Below are 25,267 nucleotides of genomic sequence, written 5' to 3'. Positions count from 1 at the left end.
CAAGGACCCACGCTCCATGCCCCCCAGCCAGGCGCAGCCGCTGGTCAGCGTCATCGTGATCGTCTACAACGACGCCGCCCGGCTGCCCCGGGCGGTGGCCTCCGCCCTCGGGCAGTCGCTGCGCGGCCTGGAGGTGCTGATCGTCGACGACTGCTCGACCGACGACAGCTTCGCCGTGGCCCGGCGGCTGGAGGAGGAGAACCCCGGCCGGGTCCGCGCCCTCCGGCTCCCCGCGAACAGCGGCGGCTGCGGCGCCCCCGCAACCACGGCGTCGCCGAGGCCCGCGGCGAGTACGTGATGTTCCTGGACAGCGACGACGAGCTCGCCGAGCACGCCGCCCGCAACCTCTACGAGGCGGGCAGCCGGACCGACGCCGACCTGGTCTCCGGCCTCAGCGTGCGGCGCTTCCTCGGCAACCGGTGGGGCAAGACGACCGCCTGGTACCCGTGGATCTACGCGCGGACCCGCACCCTCGACTCCATCGCCGAGCTGCCCGACCTGCTGGTGTGGGACACCCTCTCCACCAACAAGGCGTACCGGCGGAGCTTCCTCGCCGAGAAGGCGCTGACCTTCCCGGTCGGCATCCTCTACGAGGACCTGCTGTTCTCCTCCCAGGCGTACCTGGCCGCCGAGAAGATCACCCTGATCCCGAACCGGGTCTACTGGTGGGACGTCGCCCCGCCGGCCAAGGGCGAGCGGTCGCTGTCCAACCGCCGCCACGAGATCCGCAACTTCACCGACCGGCTGGAGATCCACCGCCGGATCGACGGGATGCTCGCCGAGCGCGGCCTGGACGAGCTGAAGTACCGCAAGGACGTGAAGTTCCTCAAGCACGACCTGGTCCTGCACCTGCGCGACCTGCCGTTCCTGCCCGAGGACTTCCGCAAGGAGTTCGCCGGGCACGCCCGCGACTACCTCGCGGGCCTCGCCCCCGAGGCCTACGACGAGGTCGGCAGCCCCCAGCGGGTCTGCGCCTACCTCCTCGGACAGGACGACTGGGACAACCTGCTGCCCGCCGTCGACACCCTCATCAACCGTGACAAGCTCTCCGCCCCGCTCGTCGAGCGGGACGGCCGCGTCTACTTCTGCCCCGAGCACCTCGACGACCCCGAGGGCCGGCGCGTCCTCGACGTCACCGCCCACGGCTACCACGACGCGCCGCTGCGCAAGCTCTTCCTCCGCAACCGGCTCACCCACTACGCGGCCGGCCCCCGCGGCGTCGAGCTCGCCGGCCGGATCGTCAACCCGCTCGGCCGGATCCCGGCCGACGCGGAGATCAAGGCCCGGCTGGAGTTCACCCCGCGCCGCAAGGGCATGAAGGCGTTCACCTTCCCGGTCGCCGACCTCCGGCACGACGGGGACGGCATCAGCTGGCGGGCCACCGCCGACCTCTCCCGCCGGCTGCGCCCGATCGGCGTGCTGGACGCGGTCTGGGACGTCCGGTGCACCCTCACCGTGGGCGACGAGCGGACGACCACCCGGCTCACCGTCGGCGACGTCGACCTCGACGCGGCCGCCGCGCCGTCGGTGCGGCCCCGGCTGACCCGGCTCGTCGGCGACCGGCTGACCCCGCACGCCACGGCCCACGGCCACCTGGCGTTCGAGCTGACCGGCGAGGGCGCCGCAGCCCGGCGCGGCACCGACCTGATCGACCGGGCGCTGCGCGGCGAGGCCTCGCCGTTCGCCAACGCCGCCGCCGAGCGGGCCCGCCGCACCGTCCGCGGCGCGATCGAACTGAAGCGGACCCTCAACAACGGCGACACCAAGCTGAAGGTCTACCACCAGGCGCTCCAGAAGCTGCCGGTGGTCAAGGGCCAGGTCGTCTTCGAGAGCCAGCAGGGCCGCCAGTTCAGCGACAGCCCGCGCGCGGTCTACGAGGAGCTCGTCCGCCGCGGTGCGCCGATGAAGGCGGTCTGGTCGTACGCCGGCAGCGCCGAGGGCTTCCCGTCCGATGCCGCACTGGTGCGGCGCTGGTCCTGGCAGTACCTGCGGGCGCTCGCGCAGGCCGAGTTCTGGGTGGACAACCAGGGCTACCCGCACCGGCTGCGCAAGCGGCCGGAGACCACCTACATCCAGACCTGGCACGGCTCGGCGCTCAAGAAGATGGGCTTCGACCTGGCCTCGCTGAAGCGCCAGACACCCGTCCAGCAGGCCGAGTACCTGGCGGGCCTGGACCGCTTCGACCACTTCGTGGTCCGCTCCGAGCACGACGTGCGGACGCTGGCGCCGGCCTACCGGATCCCCGAGGACCGCGTGCTGCGGACGGGCTACCCGCGCAACGACGTGCTGCTGCGCGAGGACGCGGTGAAGGACCGCCAGCTGGCCGGCGAGTTCGGCATCGACCTCGCGAAGCCGGTGGTGCTGTACGCGCCGACCTTCCGGTCGGACGCCCGCGGCAAGGTCCGGGCCTTCGAGCTGCCCTTCGACGTGGAGGAGTTCGCCGAGCGGTTCGGCGACCGGATGACCCTGCTGGTGCGCTGCCACTACCTCAACCGGGTGGTGCTGCCGCCGTCCGTCCGCGGCAGGGTGATCGACGTCTCGGACGTCCAGGACGTCACGCCGCTCTACCAGCTGGCGGACGCCCTGGTCACCGACTACTCCTCCCTGATGTTCGACTACGCGCTGCTGGACCGGCCGATGCTGTTCTTCGCCTACGACTGGGAGGAGTACGCGGAGGACGTCCGCGGCACGTACTTCGACCTGTTGCAGGAGGCGCCGGGCCCCGTCCTGCGGGACGCCGGCGAGCTGTTCGCGGCCCTGGAGGACCTGGACGCGGTCGGCAAGGAGTACGCGGACACCCGGCGGGAGTTCGCGGCGGCGTACGGCGAGTACGACCGGGGTGACGCGGCGGCCCGGATCGCCGATCTGATGTTCGGCGCGGACCGGGAGGCGCAGGCATGAGCCGCGACATCTTCATCGTCAGCAACAGCGTGGACGAGCTCGGCGGCGTCGCCAGCTGGTCGCACCGGATGGCCGAGCTGCTGAGCGGCCGCGGCCACCGCGTGCAGCTGATCGGCATCACCCCCGCCGTCCTGCACAAGGACTTCGGCGACGATCTGCCCTACACGATGACCACGCTCCACGACGAGCAGCCGCCGCCGGCGTGGACGCCCCGCTACCCCTGGCAGCAGCTGGACGTCCGGGCGCGCCGGCGCAGCGCGGCCCGCGCGGCCGGCATGCGGGAGGCCGCCGAGCGGATGAACGCCCTGTTCCGGACGGCCCGTCCGGGCGCGGTGGTGATCGTCACCCAGGTCTGGGCGATGGAGTGGGTGGCCCTCGCCGACCTGAAGGGCCTTCACGTGATCGGGATGAGCCACGAGTCGTTCGAGACCTGCCGCGCCTCCTCCCGGTTCGCCCGGGTGCAGCGCTACTACGCCGACGTGGACCGGCTGGTGGTGCTGACCGACGAGGACGCCGACGCCTGGATCCGCCAGGGCATGAACTCCACCTGCGGCATCCCGAACCCGCTGCCCTTCCCGGTCGCCGGGACGGGCGCACCGGCTGCCCGGACGGTCGTCTCGATCGGCCGGCTGCACCAGGAGAAGGGCGTCGATCTGCTGCTGGAGACCTGGGCCGAGGCGGTCGCCGACCGGCCGGGCTGGCAGCTGAGGATCTACGGTCTCGGCGAGGAGGAGGAGGCGCTGCGGGCCCAGTGCAGCAGCCTCGGGCTGGACGGCTCGGTCGAGTTCGCGGGCCGGACGGACGACGTACCGGGCGTGCTCGCCGGGGCCGGGGTGTTCGTGCTCTCCTCCCGCGGCGAGGGCTTCCCGATCTCGCTGATGGAGGCGATGGCCTGCGGTGTGCCGTGCGTGGCCTTCGACTGCGCGCCGGGTGTGCACGAGATCGTCCGGGACGGCGAGGACGGCCTGCTCGCGCAGGTCGGCAACACCTCGGCGCTGGCGCGCCAGCTCGGGCGGCTGATGGACGACCAGGAACTGCGCGACGCGATGGGCGAGCGGGCCCGGGCGGCGATCGGCCGCTACGCGCCGGAGCGGGTGCTGGACCGCTGGGAGGAGCTCTTCGCCCTGCTGGAGGCGTGAGCTCGGCGGGTGGCGCGCCCGGATCGCCGGGCGCGCCCTACCGGGGAAGCGGACATACCGGTGAAATGCTGACAAAGTCAGCCTTGCTGGCACCGTCCGAGTCCCGCCTTCTGGAGGAATTCCGGTGCGCCCGAAGAAGGAACCCACCCGCCCGAACCCGTCCGGGCCCCGCCCGACCGGACCCAGGCTGTGGCTGCTGCCCGGTGCGGCGCTGGCGCTGACCGGCCTGCTCGTCAGCGGCTGCACCAGCGGCAGCGGCTCCACGGCCGCCTCCGGATCGGCCGCCGCCTCGCCCTCGGGCTCAGCCTCGCGCGGCGCCTCCGCGGCTCCCTCCGGCTCCGGCACGAGCCTCCAGGACGACTACCAGCGGGTCATCCGGAACGTGCTGCCCTCGGTGGTGCAGATCACCTCGGGCGACAGCCTCGGCTCCGGCATCGTCTACGACGCCCAGGGCGACATCGTGACCAACGCCCACGTCGTCGGCTCGGCCACGAACTTCACCGTCACCCTGGCCAACACCACCACGGCCCTCACCGCCACCCTGGTCGGCACCTACCCGGACTCCGACCTCGCGGTGATCAGGCTCGGCAGCCCGCCCGCCGGACTCAAACCGGCCACCTTCGGCAAATCCTCCACCGTCGAGGTCGGCCAGATCACCCTGGCCATGGGCAGCCCGCTCGGCCTCGCCAGCAGCGTCACCCAGGGCATCGTCTCGGCCACCGGGCGGACGGTCACCGAGCCCGGCAGCGGAAGCTCCCCCGGTGCCACCATCGGCAACATGGTGCAGACCTCGGCCGCCATCAATCCGGGCAACAGCGGCGGCGCGCTCGTCAACCTCGACAGCCAGGTGATCGGGATCAACACCCTCGCCGCCGTCGACCAGGAACTGAACGGCGGCGCCGCGCCCGGGATCGGCTTCGCGATCCCGGCCGCCACCATCACCAGCATCGCCAACCAGCTGATCAAGGACGGCAAGGTCACCAACTCCGGCCGCGCCGCACTCGGCATCACCGCCCGGACGTACGTCAACAGCAGCTTCCAGCCCGCCGGCGCGGTGATCATCAGCGTCACCCAGGGCAGCGGTGCCCAGGCCGCCGGCCTCCAGCCCGGCGACGTGATCACCAAGCTCGGCGACACCGACGTCACCACGTTGAACTCGCTGACCACCGCGCTCGCAGCGCTGGCGCCGGGCAGCCAGGTCAACGTCACGTACACCCGCAACGGGGAGAGCAGGACGACGCAGGTGACCCTCGGGACCCTGCCCAGCGGCTGAACCCCGCCCTGAACCGGGCCCGGCGGCCGTACCGCGCAAGGGAGGCGGCCGCCGGGCCCTCCAACGTCCGACGCCGGGCCCCGCCCCGGCCGCCTCAGGCGCGGACCGCCCGGGTGTGCCAGGGCAGCTCCACCGTGACCGTGGTCGGCCCGCCGACGGGGCTCTCCACGAGGAACACGCCGTCCACCGCGCCGACCCGCTCGGCCAGGCCGGCGAGCCCGCTGCCCGGGTGCCGGGCGGCGCCGCCCCGGCCGTTGTCCTGGACGATCAGCATCAGCCTGTCCTCCGCCCGCCAGACGTCCACGGTCGCGGCCCGGGCGCCGGCGTGCTTGGAGACATTGGTCAGCAGCTCGCTGACGGTGAAGTAGGCGATCCCCTCGACGGCCGGGTCGGGCCGGCCGGCCCCCTTGAGGTCGACCTGCACCTTCACTCCGCCGGGCACTGTGCACCGGGCGGCCACCGCCGACAGCGCCGCGTCCAGCCCGCGGTCGGTGAGCACCGCCGGGTGGATGCCCCGGGCGAGATCCCGCAGCTCCTGCAGGGCGAGCTTGACCTCGCCGTGGGCCGCGCCGACCATCCGGGCGGCCGCCGCGACACCCTCCGGGTCGTCGGTCTCGGCGAGCTTCTCCTTGGCCAGGCCGAGGTCCATCGCGAGGGCGACCAGCCGGGCCTGCGCCCCGTCGTGCAGATCCCGCTCGATCCGGCGCAGGTCGGCGGCGGCGGTGTCGACCACCGCCCCGCGGTCGTCCTCCAGTTCGCGGACCCGCTCGCTCAGCGCGGTGGGGCAGAGCAGGGTGCCGACGAGCATCCGGTCGACGGCCGCGAGCCCGCGCACCGCCCACGGCAGCACCGGCCAGCCGACCACCAGCAGGACGAGCGTGAAGGCGAACCCGAGCACCCCCAGGGCAGCAGCAGCACGGTGTACAGCGCGGAGCGCCAGCTCAGCCCGTCCGTCAGGCCGGCGATCACCCAGCCGGCCACCCCGGGCCGCACCGGCGTCAGCGGCTCCGGCTCGGCGATGTCCGAGCCCAGGGCGTGCCGGGCCCGGCGGCGGCCCAGCGCGCCCGCCCGCCGGCCGGCCGCCAGGCCGAGGGCGAGCAGCGGCAGGCCGACGACCGTCACCGCCAGGCCCAGGCCGACGCTCAGCGAGACCACCGTCAGGACGAAGCCCGCGATGCCGATCGGGAGGTTCAGCAGCAGGTGCTGGACCTCGAGCCACAGCCGAGGGCCGTACAGCGAGGGCGGGGCAGACTCCGCCCCGTGGCCCGCCTCTTCCTTCATTGCCGCCCGTCCGCTCTTGTCGGTGCCCGCGTGGCCGCCGGCCGGTGAGGCCCGCGGCCGTCCGCCGCGGGCGGTGCCGGGGCCACTGCTGCGGCCCGGGCGCATCGGGATTCCCGATGCGGCACCAGCATCGCGGGTGCCGGGGCCGTCCGGCCATGGTGCTGGGTCCCGTCCGTGTCCGGGGGTTATCCCCACCCCCGGGTCGCGCCGTCGGGCCGCCGTCGACTCGGGGTGCGTGTGCGGCGGGTGTCCAGTGGGCGTCTTGCGTACCGGGCGGGTGCAGGAGCAGACGATCGGTGCACTTAGACTCACGCCTTAGCGTTGGTTATGGGTGCGTAAAGAAGTTCGGATTCCCGCCGGTGGACGGCGGGCCCGGCCGAGGTGGAGGCGAACGCAATGGAGGGGCAGCCGACTGCTGCCGGCGCTGCCGTGGGCAGTGGCTACTTCGACGCGTACGCGGCGGTGGGCCTGCTTGCCGTCGTCGGCGTGCTGTTCGTCGCGGTGTCCTTCACCGCCAACCGGCTGCTGCGTCCGGTGGTGTACTCGCCGGAGAAGCTCCTGGCGTACGAGTGCGGGGTGGACCCGGTCGGCGAGGGGTGGGCGCACACCCACATCCGCTACTACGTCTACGCCTTCCTGTACGTGATCTTCGCGGTCGACGCGATCTACCTGTTCCCCTGGGCGACGGTCTTCGCCGCCGCCGGGTACGGGGCGGCGACGCTGGTGGAGATGTTCGTCTTCATCGGCTTCCTCGCGGTCGGACTGCTCTACGCCTGGAAGAAGGGCGTTCTGGAATGGACGTGACCCACGGCCACGCGCACGGCGCCTCCCAGGGGCCCGTGCCGCTCGGCATCCCCGACCCGGCGCACCCGGGAGCCGTCGAGCCCCGGCGGCTCGGCCCGCTGGCCCGGCTCGCCCCGGACCCGGTCAAGGTGGTGCTCAACTGGGGCCGCCGCTACAGCCTCTGGTGCTTCAACTTCGGCCTCGCCTGCTGTGCGATCGAGTTCATCGCGGCCTCGATGGCCAAGCACGACTTCATCCGGATGGGTGTCATCCCGTTCGCGCCCGGCCCCCGGCAGGCCGACCTGATGATCGTCTCGGGCACCGTCACCGACAAGATGGCCCCCGCCGTCAAGCGCCTGTACGAGCAGATGCCCGAGCCCAAGTACGTCATCTCCTTCGGCGCCTGCTCCAACTCGGGCGGCCCGTACTGGGACTCCTACTCCGTCACCAAGGGCGTGGACCAGATCATCCCGGTCGACGTCTACGTGCCGGGCTGCCCGCCGCGGCCCGAGGCGCTGCTCCAGGGCATCCTCAAGCTCCAGGAGAAGATCGCCACCGAGTCGATCCCGCAGCGCTACGCCGCGCCCGCCGCCGCGTTCCGCCGCGGGCTGGTCGCCGGACCGGAGGGCGGCCAGTGAGCACCCCGGACACCCCGGACACCCCGGACCGGCCGACTGCGGAGCAGCCGACCGCGGCCGAACCGACCGTGCCTGCCGAACCGACCGTGCCTGACGAGCCGGCCGAGCCGACCCCCGCCGAGCGCACCGCGGCCGCGATCGGCCCGTGGGCCACCGCCGCCGAGGCGTACGACCTGTTGACCGTCGACGTCCCCGCCGAGCACTGGATCGAGGCGCTCACCGCGGCCCGCGACGGCCTCGGCCTCACCTACTTCGACTGGCTGAGCGCCGTCGACGAGCTCACCGAGGGCTTCTCGGTCGCCGCCCACCTCGCCGAGGCCGGCACCCCCGGGGCCGTCCGCCACCTGCTGGTGCGCACCCGCGTCCCGCGCGCGAGCGCCTCGCTGCCGTCCGCGGTCGGCGTCTACGCCGGTGCGGCCTGGCACGAGCGCGAGACCCACGAGATGTTCGGCATCGGCTTCGCCGACCACCCGCACCTGGTCACCCTGCTGCTGCCGGACGGCTTCGAGGGGCACCCGCTGCGCAAGGACTTCGTCCTGGCCGCCCGGGTGGCCAAGGCGTGGCCGGGCTCCAAGGAGCCCGGCGAGTCGGACCACGGCGACGGCCCGGCCCGCCGCAAGATGCAGCCCCCGGCGTCCCCGACCCGAACGAGTGGGGCCCGCTCAAGGGCACCCTGCCGCCGGTCGCCGAACGCCCGGCCCGAGCCGCCCGCACGCCGCGCGCCGCCGGTGCGGCGGGCCCCCGCGCGGCCGCCGCAGGGGCCGCGGGTGCCGCCGCCGCGGAGGGCCCGGCCGTCCGGGCCGACCGCCCGCGCCGGACGCGGTCGATCAGTGACGGCTCCGTCAGCCAGGCTCCCGAGCAGTCCGCCGCCGCGGCGCCCGCGACCGGCGCTCCGGCGCCCGCCCCCGCCGAGGAGCGGCCGCGCCGTGCCGAGCGGACGCGCTCCACCGACGCGCCCTGGCACGCCCCGGTGCCGGCCCACGACGCCCCCGCGGCTCCCGAGCCCCCACGGCTCCCGAGCCGACCGAGGGCACCGAGCCCCCGCCGAGCCCCGAGCCCCCGAAGAACGCAGAGCCCCCGGCGGACACCGAAGCCCCCGGGACCCCGGAGACACCGGCCCAGGACGGAGACGGCGCGTGAACCTGATCGACACGCTGCTGCGCTGCGTCGCCACCCTGGCGGTCTTCCTGGTGCTCCCGCTGGTCATCGGCCAGACCGAGCACAAGGTGATGGCGCACATGCAGGGCCGGCTCGGTCCGATGTACGCCGGAGGATTCCACGGCTGGGCACAGCTGGTCGCCGACGGCGTGAAGTTCGCCCAGAAGGAGGACATCGTCCCGGCGGGCGCCGACCGCAAGGTCTTCCAGCTCGCCCCCGCGGTGTCGCTGCTGCCCTACCTGGTGGTGCTGCTCGCCATCCCGGTCGGGCCGGGCGGCTTCGTCGGGCAGGCGATCGACGCGGGCATCTTCTTCGTGCTCGCGGTGATGGGGATCGGCGTGCTCGGCTCGCTGATGGCGGGCTGGGCCTCGGCCAACAAGTTCTCCCTGCTGGGCGGTCTGCGCACGGCGGCCCAGCTGATGTCGTACGAGCTGCCGATGCTGCTGGCCGCCGCGTCGGTGGCGATGGCGGCCGGCACGGTGTCGCTGCCGGGCATCGTCGACGCGTTCCACTGGTGGTGGATCCCGTGGCAGGCCCTGGGCGCGTTCGTGTTCTTCACGGCCGGCCTCGCCGAGCTCCAGCGGCCGCCGTTCGACATGCCGGTGGCCGACTCGGAGATCATCTTCGGCGCGTACACCGAGTACACCGGCCTGCGGTTCGCGTTCTTCCTGCTCTCCGAGTACGCGGGCATCCTGGTGGTCTCCGCCCTGACCACGGTGCTCTTCCTCGGCGGCTGGCACGGCCCGATGCCCGACTCGCTCGGCTGGCTGTGGACCCTGCTCAAGACCTTCGCGCTGGCCTTCGTGGTGATCTGGCTCCGGGTCACCTACCCCCGCCTGCGCGAGGACCAGCTGATGCGCTTCGCGTGGACGGGGCTCATCCCGCTCGCGCTCATCCAGCTGGCCCTCACCGGCATCGTCAAGGTGGCGATCTCCTGATGAACATCCCAGGTACCGGCCTGGCCAAGGGCCTCGCGGTCACCCTGCGCACCATGACGAGGAAGAGCGTCACCGCGCAGTACCCCGACGTGCAGCCGCTGCTGCCGCCGCGCTCGCGCGGCGTCATCGCGCTGCTGGAGGAGAACTGCACGGTCTGCATGCTGTGCGCCCGCGAGTGCCCGGACTGGTGCATCTACATCGACTCCCACAAGGAGACGCTGCCCGCCGCCGACCCGAACGCCCGGGCCCGCACCCGCAACGTGCTCGACCGGTTCGCGATCGACTTCTCGCTCTGCATGTACTGCGGGATCTGCATCGAGGTCTGCCCGTTCGACGCGCTCTTCTGGTCGCCGGAGTTCGAGTACGCCGAGACCGACATCCTCGACCTCACCCACGAGCGGGACCGGCTGCGCGAGTGGATGTGGACGGTGCCCGCGCCGCCCGCGCTCGACCCCGCCGCCGAGGAGCCCAAGGAGATCGCGGCCGCCCGCAAGACGGCCGACAAGATGGCGGCCGCGGCCGCCGCCGAGGGTGGTGCGGACGCATGACCGGAACCCTGCTCGCCGCGACCGGCTCGCTCGCCCCGGCGACCCGCTCCTTCCTCTCCCCGTCCGGCGCGGAGATCGTCTTCCTGCTGGTCGGGATCGCCGTGCTGGCCGCCGCCGTGGTCTCGGTGACCACCCGGCAGCTGGTGCACGCCGCGCTCTGGCTGGTCGTCGCCCTCGGCGGCCTGGCCGTGGAGTTCCTGCTGCTGACCGCCGAGTTCATCGCCTGGGCACAGGTGCTGATCTACCTCGGCTCGGTGGTGGTGCTGGTGCTGTTCGGCCTGATGCTCACCCGTGCGCCGATCGGCCGCTCGCCCGACGCGGACTCCGGCAACCGCTGGGCGGCGCTCGCCGTCGCCCTGGCCGCCGCCGGCACCCTCGTCACCCTGGTCGTCGACGCCTTCCGGTCCGGCTGGATCGAGCTGGCGCCCGGCGCCGGCTCCACCCGGGCGACCGGCGAGTACCTCTTCCGCCACTGGGTGCTGCCCTTCGAGGCGCTGTCCGTGCTGCTGCTGGCCGCCCTGGTCGGCGCCATCGTGCTCTCCCGCACCGGCAAGGGCCGCGTCCCCGGGCCGCGGGCCGGCCGGCTCCGCGCGGGCAAGCCGGTCGGCCGCCCCACCCCGACCGCGCAGGAGCGCTGACCGCCGATGCACCTCGTCTACCCTGCCGTCCTCGCCGCGCTGCTGTTCAGCGTCGGCGTCTACGGCGTGCTCGCCCGGCGCAACGTCGTCCTGGTGCTGATGTCCGTCGAGCTGATGCTCAACGCCGTCAACCTGAACCTGGTCGCCTTCGACGCCTGGCTGCGCGACGCCCTGCACGCCGGACAGGCACTCACCCTGTTCACCATCACCGTCGCCGCCGCCGAGATCGGCCTGGGCCTCGCCGTCGTCCTGCTGGTCTTCCGCACCCGCGGTACCGCCGACGTCGACCGGCTCACCGCCCTCGGCGACCCGTCCGAGGCAGTCGAGGAGCCGGCCGTCGCCACCGCACCGGAGGGCCGGGCCGCATGAACCTCGCGCTCCCCGTCCTCGTCCCCGCGCTGCCCGCACTCGGCGCCGCCGCCACCCTCGCCACCGGCCGGCGGTACCCCGCGCTCGCCCGGCCGCTGGCGATCCTCCCGGTCGCCACCGCCGCCGTGCTGGCCCTCGTCGTCGCGCTGCAGCTCGGCAGCGGCCGCAGCCTGGACGCCGGCACCCGGCTCACCCCCACCGGCGGCCCCGACATCGCCCTCGCGCTCCACCTGGACGGCTTCGGGGTGCTGATCGCCGTCCTGGTCGGCCTGGTCGCCACCTGCGTGCAGGTGTACTCCACCGCCTACCTGAGGGACGACCCCCGCTACCCCTCGTACGCGGCGCTGGTCTCGCTCTTCACCGCGGCCATGTTCCTGGTCGTCTACTCCGGCGACCTGATCGTGCTGCTGGTCGGCTGGGAGGTCATGGGCATCTGCTCGTACTTCCTGATCGGCCACCACTGGGAGACCGCCGACGCCCGCTCCGCCTCGCTCAAGGCCTTCCTGGTCACCAAGCTCGGCGACGTGCCGTTCCTGTTCGGCCTCTTCCTGCTCGGCGCGGACGCGCACAGCTTCCGGATCACCGACGTGCTGGCCGCCGCCGCGCAGGGCCGCCTCGGCCACCCCACGCTGATCGCGCTGCTGCTGCTCGCCGGCGTGGCCGGCAAGAGCGCGCAATTCCCGCTGCACACCTGGCTCCCCGACGCGATGGCCGGCCCGACCCCGGTGTCCGCGCTGATCCACGCCGCCACCATGGTCGCCGCCGGCATCTACCTGGTCGCCCGGCTGATGCCGGTCTTCCTGCTGTCCGGTGCCGCCCTGGTCGTGCTGGCCGTGATGGCCGCCGTCACCATGATCGGCTCGGCGCTGTGCGCCCTCGCCCAGGACGACCTCAAGCGGGTGCTCGCCTACTCGACCGTCGGCCAGCTCGGCTACATGGCCGGCGCGCTGGCCAGCGGCGACCGCGACGCGGCCGTCTTCCACCTGATCAGCCACGGCGTGTTCAAGGCGCTGCTGTTCCTCGCCGCCGGCGTGGTCATCCACGCCGCGCACACCAACTCGATCTCCGCGATGTCCCGCATGCCCGGGCTGCGCAGCCGCGTCCCGGACGCCTACTGGACGATGGGCATCGGCCTGGTCGCGCTGGTCGGCCTGCCCCCGTTCGCGGGCTTCTTCTCCAAGGAGGCGGTGCTCTCCGCCGCCGAGCACGCCGCCCACGGCGAGGCCCTCACCCGCGGCGTCGGACCGGCGTCGGCCGTCCCCGAGGCCGCCGGCTGGATCGTCCTGGTCTCCGCGCTGCTGACGGCGCTGCTCACCGCCGCCTACGCCACCCGGCTCTGGCTGGTCGCCTTCCACGGCCGGGCCACGGCGGCGGCCGCCGCCCCGGCCCCCGCCGCCGGGGCGCCGTACTCGCCGGAGATCGACGAGGCCGACCCGGCCACCGCCGAACCGGCGGCGATGCGCTGGCCGCTGTGGGTGCTGGCCGTCCCCGCGATGGCCTTCGGCGTCACCGCACTGCGCGACGGCTGGCTGCCCGCGTTCCTCGACGGCGGCCCGCTCCGCCCCTCGACCACCACCGCCGTCCTCGGCACCGGCCTCGCGCTGGCCGGCATCCTGATCGCGTACGCCGCCTGGCGCTCGCTCAGCGCCCGGCAGGCCGTCCGTCCCGGGCCGGCCGATCGGGTCCCCGAGCAGGCCGGGCCGCCGGCCGCCGAGAGACTGCCCGCCGACCCGGGCCCCCTGCTGCTCGGCCCGCTGTACCGCCCGGCGCAGCACGGCTTCGGTGTGGACCGGCTGTACAGCGCCTTGTTCGTCCGGCCGACCGAGGCCGCCGCCCGGCTCGTCCGCTTCCTCGACCGCGAGGTCGTCGAGAGCTACGTCCGCGGCACCGGGCACGGCGCCAATGCGCTCGGCTGGCTGGTGCGCCGCGCCCAGAACGGCAACGCCCAGGCCTACCTGAACGCGCTGCTGGCCGGAGCCGTCCTGCTCGCCGTCCTGGTGGCGGTCGGCACATGACCCGCACCGCCGTGAACCGCCCCTCCCGTCCCCGCCCGCCGCAGCACGAACCTGGAGCCCCCGATGAACGCGGTCCTCATCGCCCTCCTGCTGCTGCCGCTGGCCGGCGCCGCCGCCACCCTGGCCCCGTTCGGCGCGGACCGGGCCACCGCCGACCGCCGGGCCCTGCGGTTCGGCACCGCCGTCACCGGCGCCGTCCTCGTGCTCACCGTCGTCCTCGCGGCCGGCTTCGACCACGACCGGCCGAGCCGGATGCAGGCCGTCACCGACGTCCGCTGGATCCCGGCCCTCGACGTGCGGCTCCACCTCGGCGTGGACGGCATCTCGCTGCCCCTGCTGGTCCTCACCGCGCTGCTCACCTTCCTCTGCGCGGTGTACTCCACCCGGCGGCTGCCGTCCGGCGACGGCGTGCCCTCCGCGCAGGCCTTCACCGGGCTGCTGCTCCTGCTGGAGGTCGGCATGCTCGCCACCTTCGCGGTGCTCGACCTGGTGCTGTTCTTCGTGGCGTTCGAGGTCGTACTGATCCCGATGTACTTCCTGATCGCCCGCTGGGGCAGCGGCGCGAAGGTGCCCGCCGCCAACCGCTTCATCCTCTACACCCTGCTCGGCTCCGCGGTGATGCTGCTCGGCTTCCTGCTGATCGGCACCAAGGCCGGCACCTTCGACATGACGCGGCTGGCCGCGGCGCACGGCAGCGGCCTCTCGCACACCACCCAGGTGGTCGCGGCGCTGGCGATCCTGCTCGGCCTGGCCGTCAAGGCGCCCGCCTGGCCGCTGCACAGCTGGCTCCCGGACGCGCACACCTCGGCGCCCACCGCCGGCTCGGTGCTGCTGGCCGGCGTGCTCCTCAAGATGGGCACCTACGGCCTCGTCCGGGTCTGGCTGCCGATCGTCCCGGAGGGCGCCGCCACCTTCGCCCCCTACCTGGGCGCGTTCGCCGCGGTCGGCATCGTGTACGGCTCGCTGGCCTGCCTGGCCCTCGCCCGCCCGGGCGCCAAGGGCGACCTCAAGCGGCTGATCGCGTTCTCGTCCGTCGGCCACATGGGCTTCGTCCTGCTCGGCATCGCCTCGCTCACCCCGGCCGGCGTGAACGGCGCGCTGTTCGCCAACATCGCGCACGGCCTGGTCACCGGCCTGCTGTTCTTCCTCGTCGGCGCGGTCAAGGACCGCTACGGCACCTCCGACCTCGACACCCTGGCCGGCGCGACCGGCGCGGCGCTGTACGGCCGGACACCGCGGATCGGCGCGCTGCTGGCCTTCGCCGCCGTCGCCAGCCTCGGGCTGCCGGGCCTGGCGGGGTTCTGGGGCGAGGTGCTCGCGATGTTCGGCGCCTTCGACCCGGCCGCCGGGCTGTCCCGGCCCGCCTTCCTGACCTACATGGTGCTGGCCGGCCTGGGCACCCTGCTCACCGCCGCGTACCTGCTCGTCGTGGTGCGGCGGATCTGCATGGGCGACCCGAAGCAGCCCGCCGCGGTCTCCGGCGTGCCCGACCTGCTGGCGTACGAGGCGGTCAGCTGGACGCCGCTCGCCGCGCTCACCCTGGTCGCGGGCCTGTGGCCGGCCCTGCTGCTCGGCCTGTCCGACCCGGCCGTCAAGCACCTCCTCGGGGGTGGCTGAGCCGTGATCAGCACCCCGCTCGGATCTCCTCCCCTGGGGCAGCCCGCCATGAACGCTCTCGCCGTCGCCGACCCGGGCGGCCTCATCCAGTCGGTGGACTGGACGGCCGTCGCACCGCCGCTGATCGCGGCGCTGGCCGCGCTCGCCGTGCTGCTCGCCGACCTGTTCCTGCCGGACGGCCGCAAGCGCGTCCTCGGCTGGGCCTCGGCCGCGGGCCTGCTGCTCGCCCTGCTGTCGATGCTCCCGCTGGTGCGCGGCGATGCCCGGGCGACGTTCTGCCTGCGGACGGTGGCCGGGCCGGGCGCCTGCAGCTACGTCGCGGACCACTTCGCGCTGGCCTTCCAGCTGATCGCCCTGGGCGGCGCGCTGGTCGCCGTGCTGCTGTCGCTGCACACCGTCGACGAGGAGCGGCTGCCCGGCGGCGAGTACTGGTTCCTGCTGCTCAGCAGCGCGGCCGGGGCCGCCCTGCTGCCCGCCTCCCGCGACCTGGCGACGCTGATCATCGCGCTGGAGGTCGTCTCGCTGCCGGGCTTCGCCCTGGTCGCGCTGCGCCGGGACGCCCGGGGCGCCGAGGGCGCGCTGAAGTTCTTCCTGTCCTCGGTCACCGCCACCGCCGTGATGCTGCTCGGCGTCTCCTTCGTCTACGCGGCCACCGGCTCGATCCACCTCAGCGCGATCGCCGACGGCCTGGCGCACGTCCCCGGCCAGCTGAAGCCGCTCGCCGAGGCCGGCGCGGTGCTGACCATGGTCGGCTTCGCCTTCAAGGTCGCCGCCGTGCCCTTCCACTTCTGGCTGCCGGACACCTACACCGGCGCGCCGCTGCCGGTGGCCGGCTACCTGTCCGTGGTCGGCAAGGCCGCCGGCCTGGCCGGCCTCGCCCTGGTCACCTCGGTCGCCTTCCACCCGTACGGCCACACCTGGGGCCTGGTGCTCGCGGTGCTTGCCGCCCTCACCATGACGGCCGGCAACGTCGGCGCGCTGCGCCAGCGGCCGGACACCCCGCACAGCGCCGTCCGGCTGCTCGCCTGGTCGTCGATCGGCCAGGCCGGGTACCTGCTGGTGCCGCTGGCCGCCGCCGGGTACCAGGGCACGCCCCGGCCGCTCGGCGCCACCGTCGCCTACGCGCTGATCTACGGCCTGGTGAACCTCGGCGCGTTCGGCGCGGTCGCGGTCGTGGCGCGCACCCGCGGCACCCGGCTGGACGACCACCGGGGCCTCTTCGCCGGCCACCGGTGGGCCGCCCTGGCGCTGGCGTTCTTCCTGCTCTGCCTGGCCGGTCTGCCGCCGGGCGTGGTCGGCCTGTTCGGCAAGGTGGTGGTCTTCCGGGCGGCCGTCGACGCCGGGCTCGGCTGGCTGGCCGTGGTGATGGCAGTGAACGTCGTGATCGCCCTGTACTACTACCTGGCGTGGACGGCGAAGCTGTTCGTCCCGGCCGGGGAGGCGCTGCCGGCCGCGGACCGCCGGGTGCCGGGGCCGCTGGCCGCCGCGCTGGCGCTCACGGCGGGCGGTGCGGTGGTGTTGTCGGTGGCGCCGCAGCTGGTGCTCCAGGTGGTGGGCGGCAGCCTGTTCTGACCCGGGGCGCCCACCCGGGCGGCGGTGTCCGGATGCGGCGGGGAACGAACGACCGGCATCCTGCCGTTGATCCGACGAGGGATGCCGCACCGGGGCTCCCCACCGCACCATCACGGAGGGTCCGCCGTGCACCGCCAGCACAACGGGTTGAGGACGGCTGTTCTTCTCGGGGGTCTCTCGGCCCTGATCCTGCTGATCGGCAGCTTCTTCGGCCGCACCGGCCTGCTGGTCGCCCTGGCGATCGCGCTGGCCACCAACGCGTACGCGTACTGGAACAGCGACAAGCTGGCGCTGCGCGCCATGCGGGCCCGCCCGGTCAGCGAGATCGAGGCGCCGCAGCTGTACCGGATCGTCCGCGAGCTCTCCACCTCGGCCCGGCAGCCGATGCCCCGGCTGTACATCTCCCCGACCCCGGCGCCGAACGCCTTCGCCACCGGCCGCAACCCGCGCAACGCGGCGGTCTGCTGCACCGACGGCATCATGCAGCTGCTGGACGAGCGCGAGCTGCGCGGCGTCATCGGCCACGAGCTCAGCCACGTCTACAACCGGGACATCCTGATCTCCTCGGTGGCCGGTGCGCTGGCCTCGATGGTGATGTTCCTGGTGCAGTTCGCCTGGCTGATCCCGGTCGGGCGCAGTGACGACGACGAGGGCCCGGGCCTGGTCGGGATGCTGCTGATCATGATTCTCGGGCCGCTGGCGGCCTCGCTGATCCAGCTCGCGATCAGCCGCTCCCGGGAGTACCAGGCCGACGCCGACGGGGCCCGGATCACCGGTGATCCGCTGGCCCTGGCGAGTGCGCTGCGCAAGCTTGACGCCGGCACCCAGCGGCTGCCGCTGCCGCCCGAGCCGCAGCTGCAGACCGCCAGCCACATGATGATCGCCAACCCGTTCCGGCCGGGCGAGGCGGGTGCGAAGTTCTTCTCCACCCACCCGCCGATGGGCGAGCGGATCGCCCGCCTGGAGCGGATGGCCGGGCACTGAACCGGCACCGGACGGGGGCCGGTCGGGTGAGTCCCGGGGGCCGCTGCGGCGAGCCTCCCGGCGGCCGCCGCACTGCCTGGTACTGATGGGCGGATCATCCGTTGAACGGCCCGGCGGTCGTCCGGGTGACAGGGAGCGGCCCCGTGACGATTCTGCCGACGGACACCGGGCACCACCCGGAGCCCCGCCCCGCCCGCCGCCCCCGACCGGGGCTCGCCCGCCGTCCCCGCCGCGGCCGCGCCCTCGTGGTCTGGCTCACCACCACCGATCACAAGCAGATCGGCACGCTGTACATGACCACGGCGTTCGCGTTCTTCCTGGTGGGCGGCGTGATGGCGCTGGTGATGCGGGCCGAGCTGGCCCGGCCCGGCACCCAGATCGTCTCCAACGAGCAGTACAACCAGCTGTTCACCATGCACGGCACGATCATGCTGCTGATGTTCGCCACCCCGCTGTTCGCCGGGTTCACCAACTGGATCATGCCGCTGCAGATCGGCGCCCCCGACGTCGCCTTCCCCCGGCTGAACGCCCTGGCGTACTGGTTCTACCTGTTCGGGTCGCTGATCGTGATGGGCAGCTTCCTCACCCCGGACGGAGCCGCCGACTTCGGCTGGTTCGCCTACACCCCGCTCTCCGGGGAGATCCACTCGCCCGGCATCGGCGGCGACATGTGGATCATGGGTCTGGCCTTCTCCGGCTTCGGCACGATCCTCGGCGCGGTCAACTTCATCACCACCATCGTCTGCCTGCGCGCGCCCGGCATGACGATGTTCCGGATGTCGATCTTCGTCTGGAACGTCCTCTTCACCAGCATCCTGGTGCTCTTCGCCTTCCCCGTCCTGGCCGCCGCGCTGCTCGCCCTGGAGGCCGACCGCAAGTTCGGCGCCCACGTCTTCGACCCCGCCAACGGCGGAGCGATGCTGTGGCAGCACCTGTTCTGGTTCTTCGGCCACCCCGAGGTCTACATCATCGCGCTGCCGTTCTTCGGCATCGTCACCGAGATCATCCCGGTCTTCAGCCGCAAACCGATCTTCGGCTACAGCGGCCTGATCGCCGCCACCATCGCCATCACCGGCCTCTCGGTCACCGTCTGGGCGCACCACATGTTCGTCACCGGCCAGGTGCTGCTGCCGTTCTTCTCCTTCATGACCCTGCTGATCGCCGTCCCCACCGGGGTGAAGTTCTTCAACTGGATCGGCACCATGTGGCGCGGCAGCCTGAGCTTCGAGACCCCGATGCTGTGGAGCGTCGGCTTCCTGGTCACCTTCCTCTTCGGTGGCCTCACCGGCGTGCTGCTGGCCTCCCCGCCGATCGACTTCCACGTCTCCGACTCGTACTTCGTCGTCGCCCACTTCCACTACGTGGTCTTCGGCACCGTCGTCTTCGCGATGTTCGCCGGCTTCCACTTCTGGTGGCCGAAGATGACCGGCAAGATGCTCGACGAGCGCCTCGGCAAGATCTGCTTCTGGACGCTGTTCTTCGGCTTCCACACCACCTTCCTCGTCCAGCACTGGCTCGGCGCCGAGGGCATGCCCCGCCGCTACGCCGACTACCTGGCCTCGGACGGCTTCACCACCCTGAACACCGTCTCCACCATCGGCTCCTTCGTACTCGGCCTGTCCGTCCTGCCGTTCCTCTACAACGTCTGGAAGACCGCCAAGTACGGCGAGAAGGTCGAGGTCGACGACCCGTGGGGCTACGGCCGCTCGCTGGAGTGGGCGACCTCCTGCCCGCCGCCGCGGCACAACTTCGAGGGCCTGCCGCGCATCCGCTCCGAATCCCCGGCCTTCGACCTGCACCACCCCGACATCGCCGCCTACGACCGGCTGGTGAACGCGGTGGAGCCCACCGAGCGGTAGGTCGCGGGCGTCCGCCGAAAGAACGTCCTGCGGCCGTGTCGATCCGGGGCGGCCCCGTTCGACGCGTCGACAGGAGCCGGAGGGACCGGCGCCGGCCCGCACACGGCGGGCCAGAACGAGGAGACAGCCGTCATGCGCTTCATGCTGATCGTCCAGGCGAACGAGGACTCCGAGGCCGGCGTGATGCCGACCCCGGAGGCCTTCGACGCCATGAGCCGCTACAACGAGGAGCTGATCAAGGCGGGCGTGCTGCTCGCCGCCGAGGGCCTCCACCCCAGCTCCAACGGCGCCCGGCTCACCTACCGCGGCGGGCGGCCCACCGTCACCGACGGCCCGTTCACCGAGTCCAAGGAGCTCATCGCCGGGTTCTGGGTGATCGACGTCGGCTCCCGCGAGGAGGCCCTGGAGTGGGCCGGCCGCGCCCCGTTCGAGGACGGCGCCGTGCTGGAGCTCCGCAAGGTCTTCGAGGCCGCCGACTTCCCGCCGGACGTGCTCACCGCCGAGCACCTGGCCGCGCAGCAGGCCTGGCGCGACGAACGCCGCAGGCCGATCACCGGCTGACGGTCCGTCCGCTGGCCAACGGCCGCCCGCACCTGCTGTGATGGGGTGCTGTGACGGCCACCGACATCCACCGAACGATCGAGGCGGTCTGGCGGATCGAGTCGGCGCGGATCATCGCGGGCCTGGCCCGCCTGCTCCGCGGCATCGGACTCGCCGAGGAGACCGCCCGGGACGCGCTGGTTCGGACCGGAGACCGGGCTGGTGCTCGTCGACCGGCTCGCCGCGGAGCCCTCGCTCGACTCCTACCACCTGCTCCCGAGCGTCCGCGGCGACCTGCTGGCCCGGCTCGGTCGCTACCGCGAGGCGGCGGCCGAGTTCGAACGGGCGGCCGGGCTCACCCGCAACGCCCGTGAGCGCGACCTGCTGCTCGCCCGGTCGGCGGAGAGCCTGCGGGCCGCGGAGGCCTGAGCGCGAGTGTTCCCGGGCCGCCCGGGCGCAGCTCCGGGCCGTCAGGACGGGGTGTCGGCCGCCGCCCGCTCCACCGGTGCCTCCGGCCGCCCGGTGTCCGACAGCGGCGCCGGCACCGCGACGGGGTCTGCCGGCGCAGGGCGCTGCCGACGTGGGGACCAGCCGCCCGACCACAGCCGGGCGAAACGTTCCGCCACGGGCTCGGTCCAGCGGGCCGCGAGCGGCCCGACCACCACCAGGATCAGCACGTACGCGGTGGCCAGCGGGCCGAGGTCCGGCTCGATCCCGGCGGTGACGGCCAGCCCCGCGATCACGATGGAGAACTCGCCACGGGCGACCAGCGCACCGCCGGCCCGCCAGCGGCCGCGGACGGCGATCCCGGCCCGCCGGGCGGCCCAGTAGCCCGTGGCGATCTTGGTGAGGGCGGTCGCCGCGGCCAGCGCCAGGGCCGGCAGCAGCACCGGCGGAATGCTGGTCGGGTCGGTGCTCAGCCCGAAGAAGACGAAGAACACCGCGGCGAACAGGTCGCGCAGCGGGCTGAGCAGCGTGTGCGCGCCCTCCGCGGCCTCGCCGGACAGCGCGATGCCGACCAGGAAGGCGCCGACCGCCGCCGACACCTGCAGTTGCTGGGCGACCCCGGCCACCAGCAGGGTCAGGCCCAGGACGACCAGCAGCAGCTTCTCCGGGTCGTCGTGCGACACGAACCGCGAGATCAGCCGCCCGTAGCGGAGCGCGACGAACAGCACCGCCCCGGCGGTGGCCAGCGCGATCGCCAGGGTCACACTGCCCGCGAGCAGGCCGGCGCCGGCCAGCAGGGCGGTGAGGATCGGCAGGTAGACCGCCATCGCCAGGTCTTCCAGCACCAGGATGCTGAGGATGACCGGAGTCTCCCGGTTGCCGAGCCGTCCGAGGTCGCCCAGCACCTTCGCGATGACCCCGGAGGAGGAGATCCAGGTGACCCCGGCCAGCACCACCGCGGCGACCGGACCCCAGCCGAGCAGCAGCCCCATGGCCGCGCCCGGCAGCGCGTTGAACGCGAAGTCCACGGCGCCGGCCGGGTACTGGGCCTTCAGATTGGTCACCAGGTCTGCCGCGGTGTACTCCAGGCCGAGCATCAGCAGCAGCAGGACGACGCCGATCTCGGCGCCGGTCGCGACGAACTCCTCGCTGGCGCTGAGCGGCAGCAGCCCGCCGTGCCCGAACGCGAGACCGCCGAGCAGGTAGAGCGGGATCGGGGAGAAGCCGTACCGGCCGGCCAGGCGGCCGAGCAGGCCCAGCACCAGGATGACCGAGCCGAGTTCGATGAAGAGGAGGCGGTGTGCATCCGATCACTCCCGTCCCAGGATCGCGGCGGCGGCGTCGACGCCCTCCCGGGTGCCGATGACGATCAGGGTGTCGCCGCCGGCGAGCCGGAAGTCCGGGGCGGGCGAGGGCAGGGCGCCGGTGCGGCGCAGCACGGCGACGACGGAGACGCCGGTGGCGGTGCGCATCCGGGTGTCCCCGAGCAGCCGGCCGTTCCAGTACGAGCTCCCGCCGAGCGGGATCCGCTCGGCGACCAGCCCGAGGTCGGTGGTGTGCAGGACGCCTGGGCTGTGGTGAGCGGGCGTCAGTGCGTCGGTGAGGGCCTCGGACTCGGCGGCGGTCAGGTGCAGGGCGTGCGCGCAGGCGTCGGGGTCGTCCGCCCGGTAGACGTTGAGGCTGCGTGAGCCGTCGCGGTGGGCGATGACCGACAGATGGCGCTGTTCTCGCGTCGTCAGGTCGTACTGGACGCCCACACCCGGCAGGTTCGTCGTCCGGACCCGGGGGATCGGCATGTCGGTTGTCCTCTCGTCGCGCGGAAGGGCCACCTGGACATGGTAATGAATTGGTAAAGTCCGGTCGCCACCGCCTCCCGCCGGCCCGTTTCCGGCCGGGTCCGGCACGAGCGGTTGCGCGGCCGACCCCGCGTGGGAGGCTGGAGGGTATGAAGGTGATCAACCTTGTGCTCAACGTCATCTGGCTGATCTTCTGCGGGCTCTGGATGGCGATCGCGTACGCGATCGCGGGGATCATCTGCTTCGTGCTGATCATCACCATCCCGTTCGGGATCGCCGCGTTCCGGCTGGCCGGGTTCATGCTCTGGCCGTTCGGCCGGACGACGGTGGAGAAGCCCGACGCCGGGGCGGCGTCCTGCGTCGGCAATGTGATCTGGCTGGTCTTCGCCGGGTGGTGGCTGGCGCTCGCCCACATCGCGACGAGCATCCCGCTGTTCATCTCGATCATCGGGATCCCGTTCGGCTGGGCCAATCTGAAGATGGTCCCGATCTCGCTGATGCCGCTCGGTCGCGAGGTCGTCCCCTCGGACGAGGGATTCGGCGGCCACTGAGCCGCCGGCCCCGAGCCCGCCGCCCCGAGCCCGCCCGCGCCTCCGTTGCCCGCCCGATCCGGGCCCGCGTCGGCCGCGCGGGCCCGCGGCCTGTCGTGATCTGACGGACCGGCACCTTAGGCTCGTGGTCCGCGGGCGGCCGCACGGTCGCGACGGACGGCGAGACGGGGGCGACAGGCTGTGCGTACGGCAGTGGTGACACCGGAGGGCGACCGGATGCGCTGGGTGGAGTTCCCGGGGCGGGAACCGGCCCGGGTGTACGTGCACGGGCTCGGCGCCACCTCGGCGGCGTACTTCGCGGAGGCGGCCGTCCATCCGCTGCTGGCCGGGCGCCGCTCCCTGCTCGTCGACCTGCTCGGGCACGGCATCAGTGACCGGCCGACCGGCTTCGACTACACCCTGGAGTCGCACGCCGACGCCTTGGCCGAGGTCCTCACCGCCGCCGGGGTCACCGGCGCGGAGCTCGTCGCCCACAGCATGGGCGGGTCGGTGGCCGTCGTGCTGGCCGACCGCCACCCCCACCTGGTCTCCCGGCTGCTGCTGGTCGACGCCAATCTCGACCCCGTCCCCTTCCGGCCCGGCCACGCCGGAGGCAGCGGCATCGCCGCCTACGCGGAGGACGACTTCGTGGCGGGCGGCTGGCAGGAGGTCGCCGACCGGGTCGGCCCGCACTGGTGGGCCACCATGCGGCTGGCCGGCCGCGAGGCGCTGCACCGCAGCGCCGTCCAGCTGGCCCGCGGCACCGACCCCACCATGCGGCAGATCCTGCTGGGCCTCGACGTCCCGCGCACCTACCTGCTGCCGGCGGCCGGCGGCCCGCTCGCGGGGGCGGACGAGCTCGCCGCCGCCGGAGTCCGTGTGGTGGCCGTCCCGGCCTGCGGGCACAACATCATGCTGGACAACCCCGAGGGCTTCGCCCGGGCCGCCGCCGAGGCGCTCGCGGCCCCGGCCGTGTCCTCGTAGCCCCGCCCCGAGCGGCGGTGCGGGGGTAAGTCGTTGGACGGGCGACGGCCTCCGGTCGCAGGCTGGGGACCGACCGCACCGACCGCACCGACCGCACCGACCGCACCGACCGCACCGAGCCCGCGAGGAGTCCGATGAACACCGCTCCGGCCGCCGACCCGCCCGCCCCGTTCGCCGACCTGCCCGCGCGCAGCCGCCCGGTCGCCGAGGCGCTCGCCGCGGCCGGGGTGGCCCCGGACATCCGGGTCCTGCCCGACTCCGCGCGGACGGCGGCGGAGGCCGCCGCAGCCCTGGGCTGCGCGGTCGGCGCGATCGCCAACAGCCTGGTGTTCCGGTGCGACGGCGAGCCGCTGCTGGTGATGACCAGCGGGGCGCACCGGGTCGACACGGCCTTCCTCGCCGAGCGTCTCGGGGCCGTCCTGATCGACCGGGCGCCGGCCGCCACGGTGCGGTCCGCGACCGGGCAGGCGATCGGCGGGGTCGCGCCGGTCGGCCACCCCGCACCGCTGCGCACGGTGGTGGACACCTCCCTCGCCGAGCACCCCGTGATCTGGGCCGCGGCGGGCCATCCGCACACCGTCTTCCCGCTGACCTACCCCGAACTCGTCCGGCTCACCGGGGTGAGCCCGCCCCGGTCGTCCCGGACTGATCCGGCGTCAGCCCTGCGCGGGGTGCGCCGGATCGGCGTCGTCGCCCAGGGACTCCACGGCCTCGCGCAGGGCGCGGAACTCGGCGGCGATCGCGTCCAGCGTGTAGTGCGCGTTGAGTCCGCTGGGGTTGGGCAGCACCCACAGCGCGGTGGTGCCGAGCGGCTCCGGCTGCCGGCCGACCACGGCGCGCGGCTGCCCGAACGCGGCCCGGTAGGCGCCGATCCCGAGGACGGCCAGCGCGCGCGGGCGCAGCCGTGCCACCCGCTCCCGCAGCGCCGCCCCGCCCTCGCGGTACTCCTCCGCAGTGAGTTCGTCCGCCCGGGCGGTGGTCCGCGCGACGACGTTGGTGATGCCGAGGCCGAGGGAGGGCAGCAGGGCCTGCTCCGAGGATGCAGCTGCCGCGGGGTGAAGCCGGAGCGGTACAGCGCGGGCCAGAACCGGTTCCCGGGGCGGGCGAAGTGCTGCCCGGTCGCGCCCGACCACAGCCCCGGGTTGATGCCGCAGAACAGCACCCGCAGGTCGGGGCCCGCGACGTCGGGGATGGTGCCGCCGTGCGCGGCGGCCAGTTCGTCGGCGGTCGGCCGGTGGGGAGTCGTCACCGCACCAG

At 73.6% G+C, this 25,267-nt stretch carries 18 protein-coding genes and 6 pseudogenes; 20 read left to right on the top strand and 4 right to left on the bottom strand.

The window, feature by feature from the left end; translation table 11 throughout:
- Window positions 1-16: 16 nt before the first annotated feature.
- The 3 genes and pseudogenes from ABEB13_RS18335 to ABEB13_RS18325 all read left to right on the top strand — a co-directional run bounded on the left by ABEB13_RS18335 (window position 17) and on the right by ABEB13_RS18325 (window position 5,313).
- Window positions 17-2,901, top strand: a pseudogene (locus tag ABEB13_RS18335) (bifunctional glycosyltransferase/CDP-glycerol:glycerophosphate glycerophosphotransferase).
- Window positions 2,898-4,040 carry a glycosyltransferase gene (locus ABEB13_RS18330; protein WP_345706357.1) on the top strand — a complete coding sequence of 381 codons (1,143 nt, stop codon included), beginning with the start codon at window positions 2,898-2,900 and terminating at the stop codon, window positions 4,038-4,040. Before ABEB13_RS18335 ends, ABEB13_RS18330 begins: the two are co-directional and overlap by 4 nt.
- A 124-nt stretch (window positions 4,041-4,164) precedes the next feature.
- On the top strand, window positions 4,165-5,313 hold the full coding sequence (locus ABEB13_RS18325) for a S1C family serine protease (protein ID WP_380233081.1): 1,149 nt from the start codon (window positions 4,165-4,167) through the stop codon (window positions 5,311-5,313).
- A gap of 94 nt (window positions 5,314-5,407) precedes the next feature.
- Here ABEB13_RS18325 and ABEB13_RS18320 read toward each other — a convergent pair.
- Window positions 5,408-6,594 (bottom strand): annotated as a pseudogene (locus tag ABEB13_RS18320) (sensor histidine kinase).
- 396 nt (window positions 6,595-6,990) lie between these two features.
- On the opposite strand from ABEB13_RS18320, the gene ABEB13_RS18315 reads away from it, so the two are divergent.
- The 14 genes and pseudogenes from ABEB13_RS18315 to ABEB13_RS18250 form a co-directional block, all read left to right on the top strand.
- Entirely contained in the window at window positions 6,991-7,398 is a 408-nt protein-coding gene (locus tag ABEB13_RS18315) for an NADH-quinone oxidoreductase subunit A (RefSeq protein ID WP_345706356.1), read from the top strand.
- On the top strand, window positions 7,389-8,015 hold the full coding sequence (locus tag ABEB13_RS18310) for an NADH-quinone oxidoreductase subunit B (RefSeq protein WP_345706355.1): 627 nt from the start codon (window positions 7,389-7,391) through the stop codon (window positions 8,013-8,015). The genes ABEB13_RS18315 and ABEB13_RS18310 overlap by 10 nt, the downstream gene beginning before the upstream one ends.
- Window positions 8,012-8,503 (top strand): annotated as a pseudogene (locus tag ABEB13_RS18305) (NADH-quinone oxidoreductase subunit C); the annotation flags it as partial. The gene ABEB13_RS18310 and the pseudogene ABEB13_RS18305, both read left to right, overlap by 4 nt.
- A 654-nt stretch (window positions 8,504-9,157) precedes the next feature.
- Window positions 9,158-10,111 carry an NADH-quinone oxidoreductase subunit NuoH gene (gene nuoH, locus ABEB13_RS18300; RefSeq protein WP_380233191.1) on the top strand — a complete coding sequence of 318 codons (954 nt, stop codon included), beginning with the start codon at window positions 9,158-9,160 and terminating at the stop codon, window positions 10,109-10,111.
- The gene (locus tag ABEB13_RS18295) at window positions 10,108-10,659 is read left to right on the top strand and encodes a NuoI/complex I 23 kDa subunit family protein (RefSeq protein WP_345709715.1); all 552 of its coding nucleotides are present in this window, start codon (window positions 10,108-10,110) and stop codon (window positions 10,657-10,659) included. The genes nuoH and ABEB13_RS18295 overlap by 4 nt, the downstream gene beginning before the upstream one ends.
- Window positions 10,656-11,297, top strand: coding sequence for an NADH-quinone oxidoreductase subunit J family protein (locus ABEB13_RS18290; protein ID WP_100889708.1), 642 nt, complete (start codon window positions 10,656-10,658; stop codon window positions 11,295-11,297). The genes ABEB13_RS18295 and ABEB13_RS18290 overlap by 4 nt, the downstream gene beginning before the upstream one ends.
- 6 nt (window positions 11,298-11,303) lie before the next feature.
- Window positions 11,304-11,666, top strand: coding sequence for an NADH-quinone oxidoreductase subunit NuoK (nuoK, locus tag ABEB13_RS18285; RefSeq protein ID WP_100889709.1), 363 nt, complete (start codon window positions 11,304-11,306; stop codon window positions 11,664-11,666).
- Window positions 11,663-13,681, top strand: a complete 2,019-nt coding sequence (locus ABEB13_RS18280) for an NADH-quinone oxidoreductase subunit 5 family protein (RefSeq protein WP_345706354.1) — start codon at window positions 11,663-11,665, stop codon at window positions 13,679-13,681. The genes nuoK and ABEB13_RS18280 overlap by 4 nt, the downstream gene beginning before the upstream one ends.
- A gap of 63 nt (window positions 13,682-13,744) precedes the next feature.
- Window positions 13,745-15,298, top strand: a complete 1,554-nt coding sequence (locus ABEB13_RS18275) for a complex I subunit 4 family protein (RefSeq protein ID WP_345706353.1) — start codon at window positions 13,745-13,747, stop codon at window positions 15,296-15,298.
- 48 nt (window positions 15,299-15,346) lie between these two features.
- Complete coding sequence (locus ABEB13_RS18270) at window positions 15,347-16,870, top strand: NADH-quinone oxidoreductase subunit N (RefSeq protein ID WP_345706352.1); 1,524 nt, start codon at window positions 15,347-15,349, stop codon at window positions 16,868-16,870.
- Between the two features lie 126 nt (window positions 16,871-16,996).
- Window positions 16,997-17,854 carry a zinc metalloprotease HtpX gene (gene htpX / locus ABEB13_RS18265; protein WP_345706351.1) on the top strand — a complete coding sequence of 286 codons (858 nt, stop codon included), beginning with the start codon at window positions 16,997-16,999 and terminating at the stop codon, window positions 17,852-17,854.
- Between the two features lie 143 nt (window positions 17,855-17,997).
- Window positions 17,998-19,713 (top strand): aa3-type cytochrome oxidase subunit I, encoded by a 1,716-nt coding sequence (gene ctaD / locus ABEB13_RS18260; protein ID WP_345706349.1) that lies wholly within the window; start codon window positions 17,998-18,000, stop codon window positions 19,711-19,713.
- A 132-nt stretch (window positions 19,714-19,845) separates the two neighbouring features.
- Window positions 19,846-20,274, top strand: a complete 429-nt coding sequence (locus ABEB13_RS18255; RefSeq protein ID WP_345706348.1) for a YciI family protein — start codon at window positions 19,846-19,848, stop codon at window positions 20,272-20,274.
- Between the two features lie 183 nt (window positions 20,275-20,457).
- Window positions 20,458-20,682 (top strand): annotated as a pseudogene (locus ABEB13_RS18250) (RNA polymerase subunit sigma-24); the annotation flags it as partial.
- A 41-nt stretch (window positions 20,683-20,723) separates the two neighbouring features.
- Here the strand turns inward: ABEB13_RS18250 and ABEB13_RS18245 are convergent.
- A complete protein-coding gene (locus ABEB13_RS18245) occupies window positions 20,724-21,962 on the bottom strand; it encodes a cation:proton antiporter (RefSeq protein ID WP_345706347.1) in 1,239 nt (412 codons plus the stop codon).
- Window positions 21,963-22,010: 48 nt separating this feature from the next.
- Entirely contained in the window at window positions 22,011-22,496 is a 486-nt protein-coding gene (locus ABEB13_RS18240) for a cation:proton antiporter regulatory subunit (protein WP_345706346.1), read from the bottom strand.
- Between the two features lie 149 nt (window positions 22,497-22,645).
- Here ABEB13_RS18240 and ABEB13_RS18235 point away from each other — a divergent pair, with 149 nt between their 5' ends.
- The 3 genes and pseudogenes from ABEB13_RS18235 to ABEB13_RS18225 form a co-directional block, all read left to right on the top strand.
- Window positions 22,646-23,047, top strand: a complete 402-nt coding sequence (locus ABEB13_RS18235; RefSeq protein WP_345706344.1) for a YccF domain-containing protein — start codon at window positions 22,646-22,648, stop codon at window positions 23,045-23,047.
- Between the two features lie 180 nt (window positions 23,048-23,227).
- A complete protein-coding gene (locus ABEB13_RS18230; protein ID WP_345706343.1) occupies window positions 23,228-24,010 on the top strand; it encodes an alpha/beta fold hydrolase in 783 nt (260 codons plus the stop codon).
- Window positions 24,011-24,144: 134 nt separating this feature from the next.
- Window positions 24,145-24,630: pseudogene (locus ABEB13_RS18225) on the top strand (YbaK/EbsC family protein); the annotation flags it as partial.
- Window positions 24,631-24,666: 36 nt separating this feature from the next.
- Here ABEB13_RS18225 and mug read toward each other — a convergent pair.
- Window positions 24,667-25,259, bottom strand: a pseudogene (gene mug, locus ABEB13_RS18220) (G/U mismatch-specific DNA glycosylase).
- Window positions 25,260-25,267: the final 8 nt, after the last annotated feature.

Origin of the sequence: Kitasatospora paranensis (assembly GCF_039544005.1) — a bacterium.
GTDB classification, from domain to species: Bacteria; Actinomycetota; Actinomycetes; order Streptomycetales; family Streptomycetaceae; genus Kitasatospora; species Kitasatospora paranensis.
The sequence above is the reverse complement of the archived record's forward strand: the minus strand, read 5'-3'. Positions and strand labels throughout refer to the sequence as shown.

What these genes read in the sequence shown, in the direction of transcription:
- nuoK (WP_100889709.1), top strand. Translation starts at nt 11,304, where the DNA reads ATGCACCTCGTCTACCCTGCCGTCCTCGCCGCGCTGCTGTTCAGCGTC.
- ABEB13_RS18240 (WP_345706346.1), bottom strand. Translation starts at nt 22,496, where the DNA reads ATGCCGATCCCCCGGGTCCGGACGACGAACCTGCCGGGTGTGGGCGTC.
- ABEB13_RS18330 (WP_345706357.1), top strand. Translation starts at nt 2,898, where the DNA reads ATGAGCCGCGACATCTTCATCGTCAGCAACAGCGTGGACGAGCTCGGC.
- ABEB13_RS18315 (WP_345706356.1), top strand. Translation starts at nt 6,991, where the DNA reads ATGGAGGGGCAGCCGACTGCTGCCGGCGCTGCCGTGGGCAGTGGCTAC.
- ABEB13_RS18270 (WP_345706352.1), top strand. Translation starts at nt 15,347, where the DNA reads ATGAACGCTCTCGCCGTCGCCGACCCGGGCGGCCTCATCCAGTCGGTG.
- ABEB13_RS18235 (WP_345706344.1), top strand. Translation starts at nt 22,646, where the DNA reads ATGAAGGTGATCAACCTTGTGCTCAACGTCATCTGGCTGATCTTCTGC.
- ABEB13_RS18280 (WP_345706354.1), top strand. Translation starts at nt 11,663, where the DNA reads ATGAACCTCGCGCTCCCCGTCCTCGTCCCCGCGCTGCCCGCACTCGGC.
- ABEB13_RS18310 (WP_345706355.1), top strand. Translation starts at nt 7,389, where the DNA reads ATGGACGTGACCCACGGCCACGCGCACGGCGCCTCCCAGGGGCCCGTG.
- ABEB13_RS18275 (WP_345706353.1), top strand. Translation starts at nt 13,745, where the DNA reads ATGAACGCGGTCCTCATCGCCCTCCTGCTGCTGCCGCTGGCCGGCGCC.
- ABEB13_RS18255 (WP_345706348.1), top strand. Translation starts at nt 19,846, where the DNA reads ATGCGCTTCATGCTGATCGTCCAGGCGAACGAGGACTCCGAGGCCGGC.
- ABEB13_RS18290 (WP_100889708.1), top strand. Translation starts at nt 10,656, where the DNA reads ATGACCGGAACCCTGCTCGCCGCGACCGGCTCGCTCGCCCCGGCGACC.